Origin of the sequence: Neorhizobium huautlense, assembly GCF_002968575.1 — a bacterium.
GTDB lineage: Bacteria > Pseudomonadota > Alphaproteobacteria > Rhizobiales > Rhizobiaceae > Neorhizobium > Neorhizobium huautlense.
In genome coordinates this window covers 172,552-188,240 of the sequence record NZ_PVBM01000007.1, presented here as the reverse complement: position 1 = coordinate 188,240, position 15,689 = coordinate 172,552, and the positions used below count along the sequence as shown (strand labels likewise).

Genomic DNA, 15,689 nt, shown 5'->3' with positions numbered 1-15,689 from the left:
TATCTCCATTTTTGCTGGCCGATTAAATCTCCGGGCATCCCGGTCGATTGGCGAAGCGGATGCGATCCGGCCCGTTGCGGGTCATGCCCTCCACTGTCACGCTTCGGTCGGTCACGCGGACAACTTCCGGACGGCGGAAGCCTTCGTCGCGGGCGGCGGCCCGTGCTTCGCCGGGGCTGCAGCCGCGGCGATATTCGCGGTCTCGGTCCCGAATAACTGGCCGGACGCCATCAGGTCCGAGACGAAGCTCGAGATCCTGCGCGGAAACGGATGTAGGAAGGGCGCCAAGGGCGCCAAACGAAAGGGCTGCAATCAGCCCCGTACTCGACAACATTTTCATCATCTTGTTCCTCCTTGCGCACTACGGCGCGAACTGGTCACGCTTGGCGAACGACGGGAGGAGGGTAAAGGTTCCGCTGGATGGAAAAGTATGGGGCGAAAGATCTAACTACATCTGCTCGGGTTTCAGGCGTCGAGCCGAGCCGGTTCAAGTGATGGGAAGAACAGTCGGAAAGCCTATCTGAAGCGCGGCGCTCGGCTTGCATTCATCAGCAGTTCTTGCTGAGAGGCGAAAGGCCCAAGTAGTTTCAAAAGGCGGGCTTCCTCTTCTCGGTCCAGTCGGTAGCGCTTGGCGAATTCCGCGACGCTCCAGACTTTCTTGAGGCCCCGGTCCTCGATCTCATCCGTTTTGAGATACGTTGTCATCAGCTTCCCCTTAATTATTAGAACGTCAACTCACATGGTGAATTTTTGTTCCTGGGAATTTTGCGCTTTTATCGTTAAAAATTGTAACCGGTCGAAACGGCAATTTATGCGATATTAGCTTCGCGTTGCGGCTCGTTTTTTACCGGGGAAAGGTGAGATGCCGGGACCGCAATTGCCCCACCGACGTATCGTCGTTGTAGGGCGGCTTCAGTCGTCGTTTGCCGCGTTCAGGTTCTGCGGCCGGATGCCTTCGTCGTGGGACTTCTGGCGCAGCCTGACGCCGGGACCGGCGCCGGCATCGTCGCCTTCACCGGCACCGAGAAAGAGAATGCCTCTTGATTCGAAGATGGTGCGCAGGCGCTCGGTGACATCGGAGCCCGCGAAGACCTGGGCCGCCTCTGCTTCCTCGATCACGGATTTTGAGAGACCGGAAGCGGCGGCAAGTTCCTCCACCGTTATCCCCGTCATGGCGCGTGCAGCACGCAGTTGAGAAGCTGTCAGCATGGGAACAATTTGGCGCGTCGGGAGCCCAAGTCAAGTGCTCGCGGGGCGTAGGGATGATCCTGTGCGACGAAAGCGATGTTCGAGTGCCGCGCAGCCCCAGACGATACCGAGCAGCAGGTAGAAGTGCCGCCAGTGGTCAGTGTCGATGACGTTGCCGATGATCGCATGGCCGAGGATCATGACCCAGGCGATCATCAGATAAGGCTGCCAGGGACGTTCGCGCAGCATGTAGCGGAAGCCGAACCAGAGCGTCGACCAGATCATGATCTGATAGGTGACGGCACCGAGCCAGCCGTAGGTGGTGAGCGTCTTCAGCCAGATGTTATGTTCGTCTTCGCCGAACATCTTTCCGAACACCATCGGCCCGAGCCCGAGCGGCCGTTCCATGGCCATCAGGAAGCCGATCTTGTGACGCTCGAAGCGACCGAGACGCGCACCGTCATATTCCTGAACCAGCTTGGCCCGGTTCATGAAGAGGTCGTAGACCTGTTCGAACTGAAGCGCAATTGCCAGCGTGAGGGCGAGAAAGACGGCCGCTCCCACTGCAATGGCGAGGATCTTCAAACGGAAGGCCGGTGTGCGTTCCTTCAGCAGCATGACGATGACGAGCGCGGCGCCGGCAAAGAGAAGCAGCCCCCAGGCTGCCCGCGAAAAGGAAAGAAAGATCCCGAGTGCCAGGATCAGAATTCCGAGGATCAGGAGCGGCGCCTGAATGAGCCGGCCGGTCAGCATTCGGTAGAGGAGATAGAGCAGCGGCGCCACGAGATAGGGGCCGAAGACGTTCGGATCCTGGAAGGCGCCCATGGCGCGATTGTAGCGAGTGAAGACATGCGCGCCGGGAAACGCATTGAAATAGCCGAGGATACCGAGCAGTGATGTGATGATCGCGGCGGTCACCCAGGCCTTGAAGATAAGGTTCAGCCGCCGATGATCGTTTTCGATGACGGCGGCATAAAAGACCGAACTGAGCGCCAGAAAGATCGAGACCGCGAAATACATCGGCGCTGCGCTCATGTCCTTCATGACGAACATGGAAGTGAGGCCGCTCAAGTTGAATGTCAGCAGCAGGACGAGGAGCGGCGCGACGGTGCGCGATATCGTCAGACCGATCAGGAACCAGATGCTGATCTGAACGACCATGATCAGTTCATAAGGAGCGGGCTCCGAAATCACGAAACCGGAGAGAAAGACGCCGAACGCGATCAGGCCGGTGCCGGCAAGCCTCAGGGCGGCCAGCCGGCTGTCGAAATGGTGCGGATGACCCAGGGCCGGATGATCGTTGGCACTGGCGTTCAATAGGCGTTGTCCGTGTTAAGCAGCCGCACCGGCGTCAGGAACAGGATTTTCAGGTCGAAGAGCAGCGACCAGTTCTCGATGTAATCGAGGTCGTAGGCCGTGCGAGCACGGATCTTCTCGTCGCTGTCCAGTTCGCCGCGCAGTCCGTTGATCTGCGCCCAGCCGGTAACGCCCGGTTTGACGCGGTGGCGGGCAAAATAGCTCTCGACCACGTCCACATATTTGCGCTCGCCGGTTTGGGCACTCACCGCGTGCGGGCGCGGCCCGACGAGCGAGAGTTCGCCGCGCAGGACGTTGAAGAGTTGCGGCAGTTCGTCGATTGAGGATTTCCGAAGGAAGCGCCCGACTGGCGTCACGCGAGGGTCGCCCTTGGTGACCGCCCTAATCGCACTCTGATCACTCATATTGGTGTACATCGAGCGGAACTTCAGGACCTGGATCACCTCGTTGTTGAAGCCGTGGCGCTTCTGCCGAAAGAGGATAGGGCCCTTGGAGGTTGCCTTCACGGCAATTGCCGCGATGAGCATGACGGGCCAGAGCAGGCTGATCGCGACCAGCGAGAACAGGATGTCGAAGACCCGCTTGGCAACCGAATCCCAATCGCGGATCGGCTTGTCGAAGATGTCGAACATCGGCACCGCGCCCACATGGGAATAGGAGCGGGGACGGAAGCGCAGGCGGTTCGCATGGGCGGCAAGCCGGATGTCGACCGGCAGGACCCAGAGCTTGCGCAAAAGCTGGAGGATGCGTTGTTCGGCGGTCGCGGGTAGCGCGATGATCAGCATGTCGATACGCGCAAGACGGGCGAATTCAACCAGTTGCGCGAAGGTGCCGAGCTTCGGATAACCGGCCACGACAGTTGGAGAGCGCTCGCTGTTTCGGTCATCAAAAATGCCGCAGATGCGGATATCGTTGTCCGGCTGCTGTTCCAGCTGGCGCACGAGCTGCTTTGCCGGCTCCCCGCCGCCGACGATGACGGCACGCCGTTCCATGACGCCGTTGCGCGCCCAGTTGCGGATGGCGAAGGCGGTGAGATGCCGCTCCAGAAGCAGGAAACCGGTGCCGGTTGCAAACCAGACGAGGAGAACCGCAACGGGATAGGGCTCGGTTTCCGCCACGTGAAGGGCGGCCGCCGTCAGCGTAAAGCCGATCGTCCAGCCAACGAAGACACGCCTGGCCGTGCGGCTAGCGCCGCGCAGTGACGGGATCTGATAGGCATCCGCAAGCTGCAGCAATAGAACGGTGGCGGTCGTACCGGTGGCGATTAGGGCGAAGCGGGCGAGGAAGCCGCCGGCATCGGTGGGAGCCATTAACGCTCCGACGAGCAGGCCGATCGCGAGCATTGCTGCCAGCTCGAACAGGCGGAACTGGCCGATGAGCATGGCCGGAGAGGTGCTGTCGTTGCGAAACTGCTCTGCAATCTGCCGGGCGAGCGGATTGAGGACGGTTGCTTCCTCCGCGGCGCGCGTTTTTTCGCTGGAACGAATTTCCGAAACCTTCCTGCGAAGGTTATCGACGTCGAACTGTTCGGACTTGCTCGGCTTGTTCATGGCCCAATCCTTTTCGCCGTCCGGTCCTAAGGAAGACGGAGGCACTGAAAAGGACCTAGCAAAAAGAGGTGAAGGAAGCCTTTAGCGCCAGTCTGCCAAAGCGTCCGAGCCCAGCAGATTATGGTACAGGCCGAGCATCTCCCGGGCCATGACGGAGGCGGAAAAGACTGCTTTGAAGGCGTCCGGCTTTGGCATGACGTGCTCCCGCCAATCGGGCGTGGCGACCGCCTCTCTCATGACGCGGGCGAGATCCTCCGCGTCTCCGGGTTGGGCGAGCGCGGCACTTGCGTCTCCCAGCACTTCCGGAATTCCGCCGACGCGCGAGGCAATCACGGCTTTGCCGGCTGCCAAGGCCTCCAGCACGATATAGGGCATGGCCTCGGCGCGCGAGGGGACGACGACGATCTTCGCCAACGCGAAGGCCTCGCGGGCCGGCATGGCCGGCCGCATCAAGATACGCCGTGCGAGCCCCCGCTCGGCCATCATCGCCGCGTAGCGGTCCCGGTCGGGTCCGTCGCCGACCACGAGAGCAGACAGGGGGCGTCCGACGGCCCGTTCCGTGCGAGCGAAGGCATCGATAAAGACATCCGGCCCCTTCAGGTCGCGAAGCATGCCGATATAAAGGAAATTCGGGGCGGCCGGGTCTGTTTCGACTGTTTCGAATTCAACGTCCTTGATGCCGTTGTAGATCACCCGCGATATTTTGCGCGGCTTGCCGACTTTCCTCTCGTAGGTCCGCCTTTCGTAGTCACAGACGAAGACAAGCGCGTCTCCAAAATGCTCCTGAAAACGTTCCAGCCGCAGCACCACCTGACCAGACAAGGTGTTCCGGTCGAAATGCAGGCTGCCGCCATGCGGCGAATAGAGGCGGGCTACGCGATACCTGTTTACCCGCAGTGCTGAGCCGATCAGCCGGGCAATGGCGCCGCCTTTGGCACCATGCCCATGCAGTATATCCGGCTGCAAGCTCCTGATGTGCTTGTAACTCTTGTAGATGGCCACGAGATCCGACGGAACGATCGCGCGACGCATCGGAATGCGGATCAGGCCGAGCGAAAGCTGCGGCCTTATGCTGTCGAAGAGGCGGTCCTCATGCGCACCGCCGGTCGAGCTGTCGCAGAGTATGCCGACCTCGTGGCCGAGTGCCCGGTGTTCTTCGACGAGATCGCGCACATGGCGGAAGATCCCGCCGACGGGAGACCGGAAACAATGGAGTATCCGCAGGGGAGCGCTCTCCGTCATTGGTTCGTCAGAAGAGCCGCTCGCGGACGTAGATCGTATCGCCAGCCAGCACCGGAGCGGCAATCGTCGTTCGGCCGGTAATCACCTGTCCGTTGATCTTGCGGGTGACATCCACATCCCGCTGGTTGCCGCGCGAGGTGAAGCCTCCGGCGATTGCAACGGCGTTCTGGGCCGTCATGCCGGGCACATATGAATATTGCCCCGGCCGCCCCACTTCGCCCATCACGAAGACGGGACGATAACGGTCAACCTCAATCGTGACGTCGGGGTCGCGCAGATAGCCTTGCTTCAGGCGGGACGCGATTGCGCCCTCCAGCGCAGGCAAGGTCTGGCCGCGGGCCGCGACCTGGCCGATCAGCGGGAAGGCTACGTAGCCAGCCTGGTCGACCGTATAGGAATTCGACAGGCCCGGCTGCTCAAAGACGCTGATGCGCAGCCGGTCGCCGCTGTCGAGCCGATACGGCTGGATCGTCGCCTCCTGAAAACTTTTCGGTGCCGGGGCATAGCTTGTGCAGCCGGCCAGTGCCGTCGCTGCCACGCCAAGTGCGAGCACAAGCACGTGTTTGACCGTCACGTGTCTGATGGGGGCGAAGGACATTTTCGCGTTCCGGGCTCCGGCTGTTCATACCATTGCGTCCGTTATCGGTCTGTTAGGGTTAATGCCCGGTAAAGAACGGCGCAATTTCGCGAGCGTTAACGAGCAACGGTCGCCCGGACCGCCATTAACCCTCGCGTTACCATGATCCTTTACCATCCGCCCAAACCGGTAGTTGGAGCGTATCATGTCAGGCGTAAACGGCAGCAATCAGGACGTGGATATCGATCTCGGGCGGATTATCGCGGCCGTATGGGAGCGCAAAGCCAGGATCATCGGCGCCACCGTCATAGCCGCTGCCGTCGCCCTTGTCGGGGCGAGCCTGATGAAGCCGAGCTACAAAGGCGAGACGCGGCTCCTCATAGAATCTCGTTCGCCAAACCTGTCGGGAGGAGAGGGCGCGCCGCAGGCGAACGATCCGGTTCTCGACTCGCTGAACGTCACCAGCCAGGCGCAGCTCCTGCAGTCGAGCGATCTCATCAAGCGCGTGGTCCGCGAGCTGAAGCTGGCCCAGTTGAAGGAATTCGATCCGGCAGCCCAGTCCCTGCTGCCCGATCCCCTGGTTTTGATCGGCCTCAAACAGGATCCGATGACGCTCGAGGCCGAGGACCGGGTCATCCAGGAATTTCGCGACAAGCTGCAGGTCTATCCCGTCGAAAACTCCCGCGTAATCGCGATCGAGTTCTCTTCGCATGATCAGAGGCTCGCCGCCGACATTCCCAACAGGATGGCGGAGGTCTATCTCGAGATTCAGAGCGGCGCAAAGCTGGACACCCATTCCGAGACCGCAAGGTGGCTCGAACCGGAAATCGTCCGGCTGACCGGCAAGGTTCAGGAGGCGGAGAAGAAAGTCGCGGACTACCGCTCCTCCAACGGCCTTTTCCAGACGACCGAGACCAATAGCTTCTCCACCCAGCAGCTCAACGACATTTCAACCGAGCTCGCCCGTGTGCGGGCCGAGCGGGCCAATGCGGAAGCGCGGGCTGAAAACGTTCGCGCGGCGCTGAAAGCGGGACGGGCATCCGATACGCTGACCGACGTCGTAGGATCGCAGGTCATCCAGCGCCTGAAGGAAGCTGAAGCCAATCTGCAGGCCCAGATATCCGACCAATCCACCCAATTGCTGGAGGGACATCCGCGGCTGAAAGGCCTGCGCGCCCAGCTGGGTGGCATTCGCCAGCAGATCGACAGTGAAACCAAGAAGATACTTGCCAGTCTTGAAAACGATGCGGAGGTGGCGCGGCTGCGTGAGCGTCAGTTGATGACACAGCTGAACGGCCTCAAGGCAGATTCGGCCAAGTCCGGAGAGGAGGAGGTCGGGCTGCGGGCACTTGAGCGTGAGGCCACTGCCCAGCGCCAGCTTCTCGAAACCTATCTCGCCCGTTTCCGCGAGGCGACATCGCGTCTCGACAGCAATGCGAGCCCGGCCGACGCGCGCATCGTTTCCCGCGCTGTGGAGCCGTCCGAACCTTATTTTCCGAAAATCATTCCGATCGTCACCGTGGTGTCGCTCGCGACGTTCATTTTCGGATGCCTGATCGTCATGATCATCGAGCTCTTCAGCGGCCGCGCGCTCCGGCCTTCCGGTGTGGGCGATGTCGAGTTTGACCGTGAGGCGAAAACCTTGCCGGCACCGGTTCCCGCAGCCGTCGCTCCCGCCGATTCCCCCTTGCCGGTGCATCAGATGCAGGCCGAAGCCGCCCGTTTCGACGTGCGCGAGGCCGCGGCCAAGGCACGCGCCAAGGTCTCGGAAAAATTCGTCTCAACGACGGCGGAGGAGCGGGTGGAGCAGGTCGAAGCGCAGGACGAAGGCTTCACGATCGGCTCGGTTGCCCGCTATCTTGAACGTTACGATGTTCCCGTGGCGATCGCTATTTCACCGGGCGGTGACGAAGGTTCGACGGCAACCGTGATGCTGGCCCGCGAGATTGCCGAACAGGGGCGGACCGTGGCACTGATCGACATGACCGGTTCCGCCTGCCCGACGCGCCTGATGGCCGAAAATCCGAAACTACCGGGCATTACCGATCTGCTCTGCGGCGAGACCGCGTTCGGCGACGCGATCCACCGGGATCGTCTCTCCGATGCCCACATCATACCACATGGCGCTTCCGATCCGGGCAAGGCCATGCGCGGCGCCGATCGGTTGACGATGATCATCGATGCGCTGGCCGACGCCTATGATCTGGTGCTGGTCGAATGCGGGCCTGCCGAGATTTCCGGCGTTTCGCGTCTGGCGCGCGATGAGACTGCGGATATCATTCTCTCGGTTCCGGGCTTCATGGACGACGAAGTGGCGAAACTCGTCACCGATTTCGAGATGGCCGGCTATCGGCACCTGTTGGTCATGAGCGAAGCGGGGGACCTGCATTCGCCGCGGCGCGGTCGCCGCCGCGCGGCCTGATTGGTCATTCCGCTTCCGAGGCTGGCGCTGGCCCTTTCGGGCTATGGCCTGCTCGCCAGCGCTGAACCAGGGAGTAGAGGTGGGGATTGCGTTTGATCGTCGCCTTGCCCCTGGTTAATCCCATCATCAGTGGACGCAGCAGCGATCCCTTCCAAGTCAGTGGCAGCAGGATGTCGTGCTGGACGGTTTCCTGCGTGCACCAGTTTCGCTTGTAAGGCTGATCACCGACGCCGAAATCGAAGACTGCGGCGCCCTCGCGGCAGGATTGTTCGATGGTCAGCCAGAACAGCAGTTCGCCAGGGCTGGCTTCGGGGCAGATGCTTTCGTCGATGGAACTGAACTGGCAGATGACGTGGTCGCCCTTGCGGGAGAGACCGGCGATGGCGGCGACATGGCCTTGATGTTCGCCACGAAGACGGATGGCAAAGAGACTGAGCGGAGTGTCGAGACCTACGGCTGGCACGTCCAGCAGCCGGTGAAAGAACTGACGGACATCGTCCGGCTGGAACACATCCGGCAGCCCGAACTGCGCAAGCCGCTCGCTCTTTTGATGGAAGAAGAGATCCAGGAGCGCATGCTTTTCGGCGCTGCTTTCAGGGCAGACGTAATCATACCCGCCGATTGCCTCGAGCTTGCGGCTTGAGGAGCGGAATTTCTTGCGACGGCTTTTGGCGTTGAGCTGCGCAATGGTCGCCTCGAAATCGCCAAGCAACGGAAGCTGGAAGGAGCGGTTCTGGTTTTCGGTCGTTGCCAGTCCGCGAAGCGGATGCCGGGTACCGCGCCAGGCAAGCGGGATATTGTCGAGGACGATCAGATCGGCCTTGCCCTTTAACGCCGTCCGCACGGCGTGAACAAAGTTCTGAAGCTCCTCCGTGTCGGGCTCGGCGAGATTGGCGAAGAGGCCGGAATTGAGGTTGTTGAACCGGTCCCCAGGAAAGCGCGCGATCTTCACGCCTTTTTCTGCGACGATTTCGAGCGGCAGGATGAGATGCGTCCGATCTTCGGCCACACCCTGAAGGATGGCGAGCTCGCTCTTGTGTGCCTGCGTCCAGGCAAGACACCAATCGAACCCTTGGTGCAGGGAGTTCTTTTCCTGCTTCTCCAGACGGCGCCACTCGGCTTCGATCGGCTGTGGATTGTCGAGGACGTGCAGTGTCAGATCGGCAAACCGCACCATGTCGCCCGCAGCCGGGCCTACAGGCATTGGAACGATCTGTTCTTTGTATTGGGTTCCCCGCTGCTGCATGGCTTCGCCCGCTGATGCCGTTTTGCCGGCACGATAGGGAGGAGGAGCCAAAAATCCGTTTATCCTTGGTCCGGTTTGCGGACAAACCGCAGCGGCTGGTTAACCGCCCGTAAATTCAGCCCCTGGGAGGTCTGGGACCTGCCATCCACTTGATGATCAGCATGGCCGGAAGGATCCAGAGCAGGCCGGAGAACAGGAAATAGAGAAAATGCACCCACCATGGCGAGGTGGCGAGCATGAAGGTGGCGACGGTCGTGGCAGCCAACGCATAAATGACCACCAGAAAGATGATGAGAATAGAACCGATGAAACTTCTCAAACGCGGGACCAAGACGTTTTCTCCTATCCGCGACGGCATGCCGCAAAGTGTCGGGGCTTGTTTTGCATGGGGCGATGAGGCAAAGCAACGCCAAAGAACAAAAGGCGTCTGAACGTCTTTTCGCCACGAGCGACGGGAGTATCCCATGTCCGCGACGAACGCAGTCATCATCGATGTCGTGAAACAGACGAAGCGCCTCGAGCGCGACCGCAAGGCGGTGCGTATCTGGTTGGGGGTCGTTATCTTCACGCTTTTCTGTCTGGTCCTGGTCGGGGGAGCGACCAGGCTCACCGATTCCGGTCTCTCGATCACCGAATGGAAGCCGATCCATGGGGTGATACCGCCACTCTCGGCGGAGGAGTGGGAGGAGGAGTTCCGCCTTTATCAGCGCATTCCGCAATACCAGCAGGTCAACAGGGACATGACGGTTGACGAATTCAAGTCGATCTTCTGGTGGGAATGGGCACACCGCTTCCTGGCCCGCTCCATCGGCGTGGTCTTTGCCGCTCCGCTTCTCTTCTTCTGGCTAACGGGCCGCATTGAAAAGCGGTTGCGCTGGCCGCTGGTGGGCGTCCTGGCACTTGGCGGTTTTCAGGGCTTTATCGGCTGGTGGATGGTCTCCTCCGGCCTCAGCAAACTCGTCAGCGTCTCGCAATACCGGCTCGCCACGCATCTGACGATTGCCTGTCTGATCTTCGCCGCCTGTGTCTGGATTATGCGTGGCCTGTCGCCCCATAGCCATGACGCGCCACCGACTGGAAAGTCCGTCTGGGCAGCGGGTGGCATCGCTCTCCTCGTTCTCTTTCAGATCTATCTCGGCGCCCTGGTGGCAGGTCTCGATGCCGGCCTTAGTTACACGACTTGGCCGATGATGGACGGCGCGCTGGTGCCTGGGGACCTGTTTATTCAAGAGCCCTGGTGGATCAACCTCTTCGAAAATCCGAAGACGGTGCAGTTCGCGCATCGATGCGGCGCCTATCTGCTGTTTGCCGTCACACTCGTTCACATGATTGTTTCGCTCTCCAAGGCGCCGGGCAGCACCCATGCCCGCCGTTCAATCCTGCTCTTCGTGCTGGTCGGCATCCAGGCGCTCATCGGGATTTCAACCTTGGTGATGCAGGTTCCCATGCATCTGGCGCTTACCCATCAGGCCATGGCCATGATCGTTCTCGGATTTGCCATAGCCCACTGGCGCGGTTTCATCGGAGAATATCCTCCCGAAACGGCGGTCGTTACCCGCAGCTGATCTCCCATCATCAAAGGGCCTTTCCAAGGCGGGCAAATCTATTTCCGTCCGCCTTATTTGTTGGGTTGTCGGCGCTCGATATTCGTGTCATTATAAATGACATGAATACACTGAAAGTGACAAAATACGAAAGTCCGCTACGGACGGAACAGGCACAGCAGACGCGAGAGCGCATCCTGGCCGGCGTCAGGGCAATACTGGAAAGCGATCCGGACAGCGCTCTCGGATTCGACGAACTGGCGGAGGTGAGTGGCGTCAATCGCCGGACCATCTTTCGTCATTTTCCGACCAAAGAGGATCTGCTCTCGGCCTTCTGGCAGAGCACCAATGCCTCGCTCGGCGTGCGCTTCTGGCCCGAGAGCGAGCGCGATCTCGTCGATCTGCCGCCGGCACTCTTCGCATCGCTGGATGGCATCGAAGGCATCGTGCGCGCATCCCATGCGAGCGGCCCGGGCCGACAGATGCGGCTGCAGGCCAACGACGAGCGGCAGGCAGCCTTCAAAAGAAGTCTCTCGGACGTGTCGAGCCTTCTCCAACCCGAACGGGCGCGACAGCTGGAGGCGACGGTCCAGCTGCTTTTCAGTGCTACGGCCTGGCAAACCATGAAGGATTATTGGGGGCTATCCGGCGAGGAGGCGGGAAGAGCGGCTGCATGGGCGATTGGCGCTCTGCTCGATGCGGCAAGACGGGAAGGGCGCATATCGAAGGACGAAAGAGATGAATGACAATTTTTCCGTAAGGGTCCATTCGGCCGCGAGCGCCGGCGTCTTCTGGGTCATGGGCGACCAGGTGATGAAGCGAGGCAAATTGGAAGGCACCGGGTTCAACGTCATCGACGTGCTGGTGCCGCCGGGAAGCGGCACGCCGCCGCATATGCACGCCTCTCCGGAAATCTTCCGCATTCTGGAGGGTACTATGACCATATGGAGTATGGTGGACGGAAAGCCCGCCGAAGTCGAAGCTGTGGCCGGCGATGTCGTCACCATTCCTACCCATGCGCCGCATGCCTATCGTAATTCCTCTTCCAAGCCGGCAATAATGATGGCCATCGTTGATGACGGGATGATGGGTTTCTTCGAAGCCGCCGCAAGCCATGAACCGCCGGCAGGCCCGCCAACGCCGGAGGTAATCGAGCGGATCATGGCGTTGACCGAAACCCACGGCATTCACATCCTGCAGGCAGCCTGAAGCTGGGACGGGGCATCACCCAATGGCCCGTTTTTGGCAATTGTCTCAACCCGACTGTCGGTAAATCTTCCGACCGCCCGTCCTTGGGGCATGGCCGCACGGCTGCACCAAGGAGAGAGGGCAGGACAATGGCAAGGACAATCGCGGTTCTCGTTGCAAGGCTGATTTTCGGCGGCCTGTTCGTCATGGCGACGAGCTTCAAATTCTTCGATATGCCGTCGACGGCGGGCTATATCGCCGGCGCCGGTTTTCCGTTTCCGCTCGTCCTCGCATGGTCCGCTGCGATCTTCGAAGCGGGATTGGCTGTTGCTTTCCTGACCGGGGCCTTCTTTTCGCAGGCGGCCCTGCTTGCGCGCATCTATGTCATCTTTCTGGCATTCGCCTTTCACGGGCCGAGCCATTGGGAAGGCAATCAGGCGGAGTTCGGCTTCTTCGTGGACCATTTCACGTTTCTCGCCGGTCTGCTGTTCGCTGCCGTACACGGAGCGGATGAGAGGCTCGCGCTCAACCTTGGTCTGAAACAGACATTCGGACCGGCAAGGCGGATCGCCTAGGCCTGCCGCAACACGCTGCGAATCGCTGCTGCGACGGCAAGCTCGTCTTCGCAATCTTTGGCATTGCCGTCTTCGTAGTGCCACGCGGCGGAAAGGCAGCCATAGGCAAAGCCATAACGGAGGATGGTGCGGACATCGCGCCTCAGCGTTCCTGAGAACGCCTCCGCCATCGAGGCGATGCGTTCCTCGCTGCGTGTCAGGTCGAAACGGTCGAGCGGGTTGGAAAACATGTTGGCGACATCGAGCGCGGCGTCGCCGATCAGGCCGGCCGGATCGATGATCAGCCAGCCGCGTGGCCCAAGCATAATGTTCTCGTGGTGCAGGTCGCCGTGCAGCGGTTTGATGTCCTGCTGATTGCCGATTAGGTCTTCCGCGATAGCGGCTGCCTCTACGAAGGGGCTGGCAATACCAAGGTGGCGGTCGGCTTCTGCCTTGTTGAACAGGCTTGCGAAGTAACGGGACAGCGGCTGCAGGCTAGCGGGTGGCGGTGTGTCCGATGGGCGGTGGTATTCCGTCAGCACCTCGCTGGCGATCCGGGTGGCGTCGCGGTCGCTGTGAGCGACAAGATGATCGCGGAGCGTCGCCCCGCCGGCATGTTCCATCAACAGGATGTTGCCGGAGCGCCCGATCAGCCGAACGCAGCCGACACCATCGCGCCACGCAAGAAAATCGGCGCCGCGAAGATTGTCTTCCAATGCTCTGGGTTTAAGGACCTTGACGATATCGAGTTCGCCGCCGGCACGCGTCACTTCGTAGACGGTGCCGACGATAGTATCGGCAATTTGGCGGGCGCCTTCGATCTGCCATTCCAAGAGGAAAGGAATGCTGCCGATCATCAGGCCGAGAGCATCAGATCCATGTTCTGAACGGCCGCACCCGAAGCGCCCTTGCCGAGATTGTCGAGCAGTGCGACGAGGTTGGCATGCGCACCGCCCGGCGTTCCGAACACGAAGAGCTTCATCGTGTCCTTGCCGACCAGTTCTTCCGCATCGACGCGAGGAAGCGCCTTGCTCTCTTCGAGCGGGACGACCGTAACGATGGCCTGCCCGGCATAGTGCTCGACAAGCGCTCTGTGGATGCCCTCAACCGTCGCATCACCCTTCAAGTCTTCCAGGAAGAGCGGTACCTGCACGATCATGCCTTGCGCAAAGCGACCGACGGACGGCGAAAACAGCGGCGGGCGATCGAGCAGGCCGTGAACCTTCATCTCCGGCACGTGCTTGTGCTTGAGCGGCAGGCCATAGAGAAAGTTATTGGCCCTGATAGCCTCCGGATGGTCAGGATTCTCCATCTGTGCGATCATCTGCTTTCCGCCGCCGGTATAACCGGAGATGGCGTTGACCGTTACCGGATAACCGTCCGGCAGGATGCCGGCAGCGCGCAACGGCCGGATGAGACCGATGGCGCCGGTAGGATAGCAGCCCGGATTGCTAACCAAACGGGCGGATTTGATCCGGTCGGCCTGAGCCTGATCCATCTCGGCAAAACCATAGGCCCAGGACGGATCGACACGGAAAGCCGTCGAGGTGTCGATCACCCGCACCTTGTTGTTGCCGGAAAGCATGGAGACGGCCTCGCGGGAGGCGTCGTCTGGCAGGCAGAGAATGGCGATGTCGGCGCTGTTCAGGAGATCCTCGCGCATCGCGGCATTGCGCCGCTCGGCTTCCGGGATCGACAGCAGTTCGACGTCGCGGCGGCCGGCCATGCGGGTGCGGATCTGCAGTCCCGTGGTGCCGTGTTCGCCATCGATGAAGATTTTCGCTGCCATTGTCTTTATCCTGTGATGTCAGTGCCTTGGCTTGACGGCCGGATTCAGTTTACCAGCCGCTTGATTCAGAAGTTTAACGCAGTGCCTGCCGCTCCGCGCGAAGCCCGAGCATATACATCGCAACGGTCGCTCCGGCAATGGCGGTGATATCGGCATGATCATAGGCGGGCGCGACTTCAACCACATCCGCCCCACGGATATCGAGGCCGCCGAGCTGGCGCAGAACCGAGAGGATCTTGGCGCTCGAGGGACCGCCGGCTACGGGCGTTCCGGTGCCTGGCGCAAAAGCAGGGTCGAGACAATCGATATCGAAGGTGAGATAGGCCGGTTTTCCACCGGTATGGTCGAGAATCGTCGCGGCGATTTCGGCTGCACTCATTTCCTCGATCTCATGGCCATAGAGGAGGCGGATGCCGAAATTTTCCGGGGCATGGGTGCGGATGCCGATCTGGATCGAGCGCGTGGCATCGATAACGCCGTCGCGCACTGCCCGCGCTACGAAAGAACCGTGGTCGATACGACGGTCGTCGTCGAGCCACGTATCCTGGTGAGCATCGAATTGGACAAGGGCAAGAGGGCCGTGCCTGGCCACATGCGCCTTGAGCAGCGGCCAGGTGATGTAATGGTCGCCTCCGAGCGTCAGCAGGAAAGCACCGCCGTCGAGGATCACATTCGCTTGGGCCTCAATTGCCGCCGGCGTCTTCTGATGGTTCCCGTAGTCGAGCAGGCAGTCGCCATAGTCAATCACCGCCATTTCCGAAAAGAGATCGCGAGAGAACGGATACTGGGGGTCGTTGTCGAAGATCGCAGAGGCCCGGCGGATCGCCTGCGGTCCAAAGCGTGCGCCCGGCCGGTTGGAGGTCGCCGCATCAAAGGGGATGCCCCACACCACCGCATCGGCACCCGCCAGATCTTTCGTGAAGCGCCGCCGCATGAAGGATAGCGCGCCGGCAAAGGTGGGATCGGTCGCGGCAGAGGTAAGGCTGGTTGCCGTGAAGGCGTGATCAATCGACTTTTCCACCATTGCGTCCCTCCATCATTTGGGGGACGTTGGCCAATGAGGGCCGACAAG

General features: G+C 60.8%; 17 protein-coding genes. 5 read left to right on the top strand and 12 right to left on the bottom strand.

Annotated elements, in window-relative coordinates:
- Window positions 1–22: 22 nt before the first annotated feature.
- The 7 genes from C5L12_RS10620 to C5L12_RS10590 all read right to left on the bottom strand — a co-directional run bounded on the left by C5L12_RS10620 (window position 23) and on the right by C5L12_RS10590 (window position 5,895).
- Window positions 23–343, bottom strand: a complete 321-nt coding sequence (locus C5L12_RS10620; protein ID WP_105372009.1) for a hypothetical protein — start codon at window positions 341–343, stop codon at window positions 23–25.
- A 173-nt stretch (window positions 344–516) separates the two neighbouring features.
- Complete coding sequence (locus C5L12_RS10615) at window positions 517–705, bottom strand: hypothetical protein (protein WP_105372008.1); 189 nt, start codon at window positions 703–705, stop codon at window positions 517–519.
- A gap of 207 nt (window positions 706–912) precedes the next feature.
- The gene (locus C5L12_RS10610) at window positions 913–1,209 is read right to left on the bottom strand and encodes a helix-turn-helix domain-containing protein (RefSeq protein WP_105372007.1); all 297 of its coding nucleotides are present in this window, start codon (window positions 1,207–1,209) and stop codon (window positions 913–915) included.
- Window positions 1,210–1,239: 30 nt separating this feature from the next.
- Window positions 1,240–2,505, bottom strand: coding sequence for an O-antigen ligase family protein (locus tag C5L12_RS10605; protein WP_425350772.1), 1,266 nt, complete (start codon window positions 2,503–2,505; stop codon window positions 1,240–1,242).
- Window positions 2,502–4,055, bottom strand: coding sequence for an undecaprenyl-phosphate glucose phosphotransferase (locus C5L12_RS10600; RefSeq protein WP_105372006.1), 1,554 nt, complete (start codon window positions 4,053–4,055; stop codon window positions 2,502–2,504). The genes C5L12_RS10605 and C5L12_RS10600 overlap by 4 nt, the downstream gene beginning before the upstream one ends.
- Before the next feature lie 81 nt (window positions 4,056–4,136).
- Window positions 4,137–5,297: a glycosyltransferase family 4 protein gene (locus tag C5L12_RS10595; RefSeq protein ID WP_105372005.1), complete on the bottom strand. Its 1,161-nt coding sequence runs from the start codon at window positions 5,295–5,297 to the stop codon at window positions 4,137–4,139.
- Between the two features lie 7 nt (window positions 5,298–5,304).
- The gene (locus C5L12_RS10590; RefSeq protein ID WP_105372004.1) at window positions 5,305–5,895 is read right to left on the bottom strand and encodes a polysaccharide biosynthesis/export family protein; all 591 of its coding nucleotides are present in this window, start codon (window positions 5,893–5,895) and stop codon (window positions 5,305–5,307) included.
- A 184-nt stretch (window positions 5,896–6,079) separates the two neighbouring features.
- Between C5L12_RS10590 and C5L12_RS10585 the strand changes: the two genes are divergently transcribed.
- A complete protein-coding gene (locus C5L12_RS10585) occupies window positions 6,080–8,296 on the top strand; it encodes a GumC family protein (protein ID WP_105372003.1) in 2,217 nt (738 codons plus the stop codon).
- A 4-nt stretch (window positions 8,297–8,300) separates the two neighbouring features.
- Here the strand turns inward: C5L12_RS10585 and C5L12_RS10580 are convergent, their stop codons facing one another.
- On the bottom strand, window positions 8,301–9,500 hold the full coding sequence (locus C5L12_RS10580) for a GNAT family N-acetyltransferase (protein WP_245422834.1): 1,200 nt from the start codon (window positions 9,498–9,500) through the stop codon (window positions 8,301–8,303).
- Between the two features lie 157 nt (window positions 9,501–9,657).
- Complete coding sequence (locus C5L12_RS10575; RefSeq protein WP_425350771.1) at window positions 9,658–9,900, bottom strand: DUF2842 domain-containing protein; 243 nt, start codon at window positions 9,898–9,900, stop codon at window positions 9,658–9,660.
- Window positions 9,901–10,006: 106 nt separating this feature from the next.
- Here C5L12_RS10575 and C5L12_RS10570 point away from each other — a divergent pair, with 106 nt between their 5' ends.
- The 4 genes from C5L12_RS10570 (at window position 10,007) to C5L12_RS10555 (ending at window position 12,849) form a co-directional block, all read left to right on the top strand.
- Window positions 10,007–11,107, top strand: a complete 1,101-nt coding sequence (locus tag C5L12_RS10570; RefSeq protein WP_105372000.1) for a COX15/CtaA family protein — start codon at window positions 10,007–10,009, stop codon at window positions 11,105–11,107.
- Between the two features lie 101 nt (window positions 11,108–11,208).
- On the top strand, window positions 11,209–11,832 hold the full coding sequence (locus tag C5L12_RS10565; RefSeq protein WP_157949031.1) for a TetR/AcrR family transcriptional regulator: 624 nt from the start codon (window positions 11,209–11,211) through the stop codon (window positions 11,830–11,832).
- Window positions 11,825–12,295 (top strand): cupin domain-containing protein, encoded by a 471-nt coding sequence (locus C5L12_RS10560; protein WP_105371998.1) that lies wholly within the window; start codon window positions 11,825–11,827, stop codon window positions 12,293–12,295. The genes C5L12_RS10565 and C5L12_RS10560 overlap by 8 nt, the downstream gene beginning before the upstream one ends.
- A 128-nt stretch (window positions 12,296–12,423) precedes the next feature.
- A complete protein-coding gene (locus tag C5L12_RS10555) occupies window positions 12,424–12,849 on the top strand; it encodes a DoxX family protein (protein ID WP_105371997.1) in 426 nt (141 codons plus the stop codon).
- On the opposite strand, the gene C5L12_RS10550 is transcribed toward C5L12_RS10555, so the two are convergent.
- The 3 genes from C5L12_RS10550 to speB all read right to left on the bottom strand — a co-directional run bounded on the left by C5L12_RS10550 (window position 12,846) and on the right by speB (window position 15,641).
- Window positions 12,846–13,685, bottom strand: coding sequence for an aminoglycoside phosphotransferase family protein (locus C5L12_RS10550; protein ID WP_105371996.1), 840 nt, complete (start codon window positions 13,683–13,685; stop codon window positions 12,846–12,848). The genes C5L12_RS10555 and C5L12_RS10550 overlap by 4 nt on opposite strands.
- Entirely contained in the window at window positions 13,685–14,617 is a 933-nt protein-coding gene (argC, locus tag C5L12_RS10545; RefSeq protein ID WP_105371995.1) for an N-acetyl-gamma-glutamyl-phosphate reductase, read from the bottom strand. Before argC ends, C5L12_RS10550 begins: the two co-directional genes overlap by 1 nt.
- A gap of 73 nt (window positions 14,618–14,690) precedes the next feature.
- Entirely contained in the window at window positions 14,691–15,641 is a 951-nt protein-coding gene (gene speB, locus C5L12_RS10540) for an agmatinase (RefSeq protein WP_105371994.1), read from the bottom strand.
- Window positions 15,642–15,689 lie beyond the last annotated feature (48 nt).

Excerpts from the sequence above, each read along its gene's own strand:
- C5L12_RS10620 (WP_105372009.1), bottom strand. The coding sequence starts at position 343 with ATGATGAAAATGTTGTCGAGTACGGGGCTGATTGCAGCCCTTTCGTTT.
- C5L12_RS10615 (WP_105372008.1), bottom strand. The coding sequence starts at position 705 with ATGACAACGTATCTCAAAACGGATGAGATCGAGGACCGGGGCCTCAAG.
- C5L12_RS10610 (WP_105372007.1), bottom strand. The coding sequence starts at position 1,209 with ATGCTGACAGCTTCTCAACTGCGTGCTGCACGCGCCATGACGGGGATA.
- C5L12_RS10600 (WP_105372006.1), bottom strand. The coding sequence starts at position 4,055 with ATGAACAAGCCGAGCAAGTCCGAACAGTTCGACGTCGATAACCTTCGC.
- C5L12_RS10595 (WP_105372005.1), bottom strand. The coding sequence starts at position 5,297 with ATGACGGAGAGCGCTCCCCTGCGGATACTCCATTGTTTCCGGTCTCCC.
- C5L12_RS10590 (WP_105372004.1), bottom strand. The coding sequence starts at position 5,895 with ATGTCCTTCGCCCCCATCAGACACGTGACGGTCAAACACGTGCTTGTG.
- C5L12_RS10585 (WP_105372003.1), top strand. The coding sequence starts at position 6,080 with ATGTCAGGCGTAAACGGCAGCAATCAGGACGTGGATATCGATCTCGGG.
- C5L12_RS10580 (WP_245422834.1), bottom strand. The coding sequence starts at position 9,500 with ATGCCTGTAGGCCCGGCTGCGGGCGACATGGTGCGGTTTGCCGATCTG.
- C5L12_RS10575 (WP_425350771.1), bottom strand. The coding sequence starts at position 9,900 with ATGCCGTCGCGGATAGGAGAAAACGTCTTGGTCCCGCGTTTGAGAAGT.
- C5L12_RS10570 (WP_105372000.1), top strand. The coding sequence starts at position 10,007 with ATGTCCGCGACGAACGCAGTCATCATCGATGTCGTGAAACAGACGAAG.
- C5L12_RS10565 (WP_157949031.1), top strand. The coding sequence starts at position 11,209 with ATGAATACACTGAAAGTGACAAAATACGAAAGTCCGCTACGGACGGAA.
- C5L12_RS10560 (WP_105371998.1), top strand. The coding sequence starts at position 11,825 with ATGAATGACAATTTTTCCGTAAGGGTCCATTCGGCCGCGAGCGCCGGC.
- C5L12_RS10555 (WP_105371997.1), top strand. The coding sequence starts at position 12,424 with ATGGCAAGGACAATCGCGGTTCTCGTTGCAAGGCTGATTTTCGGCGGC.
- C5L12_RS10550 (WP_105371996.1), bottom strand. The coding sequence starts at position 13,685 with ATGATCGGCAGCATTCCTTTCCTCTTGGAATGGCAGATCGAAGGCGCC.
- argC (WP_105371995.1), bottom strand. The coding sequence starts at position 14,617 with ATGGCAGCGAAAATCTTCATCGATGGCGAACACGGCACCACGGGACTG.
- speB (WP_105371994.1), bottom strand. The coding sequence starts at position 15,641 with ATGGTGGAAAAGTCGATTGATCACGCCTTCACGGCAACCAGCCTTACC.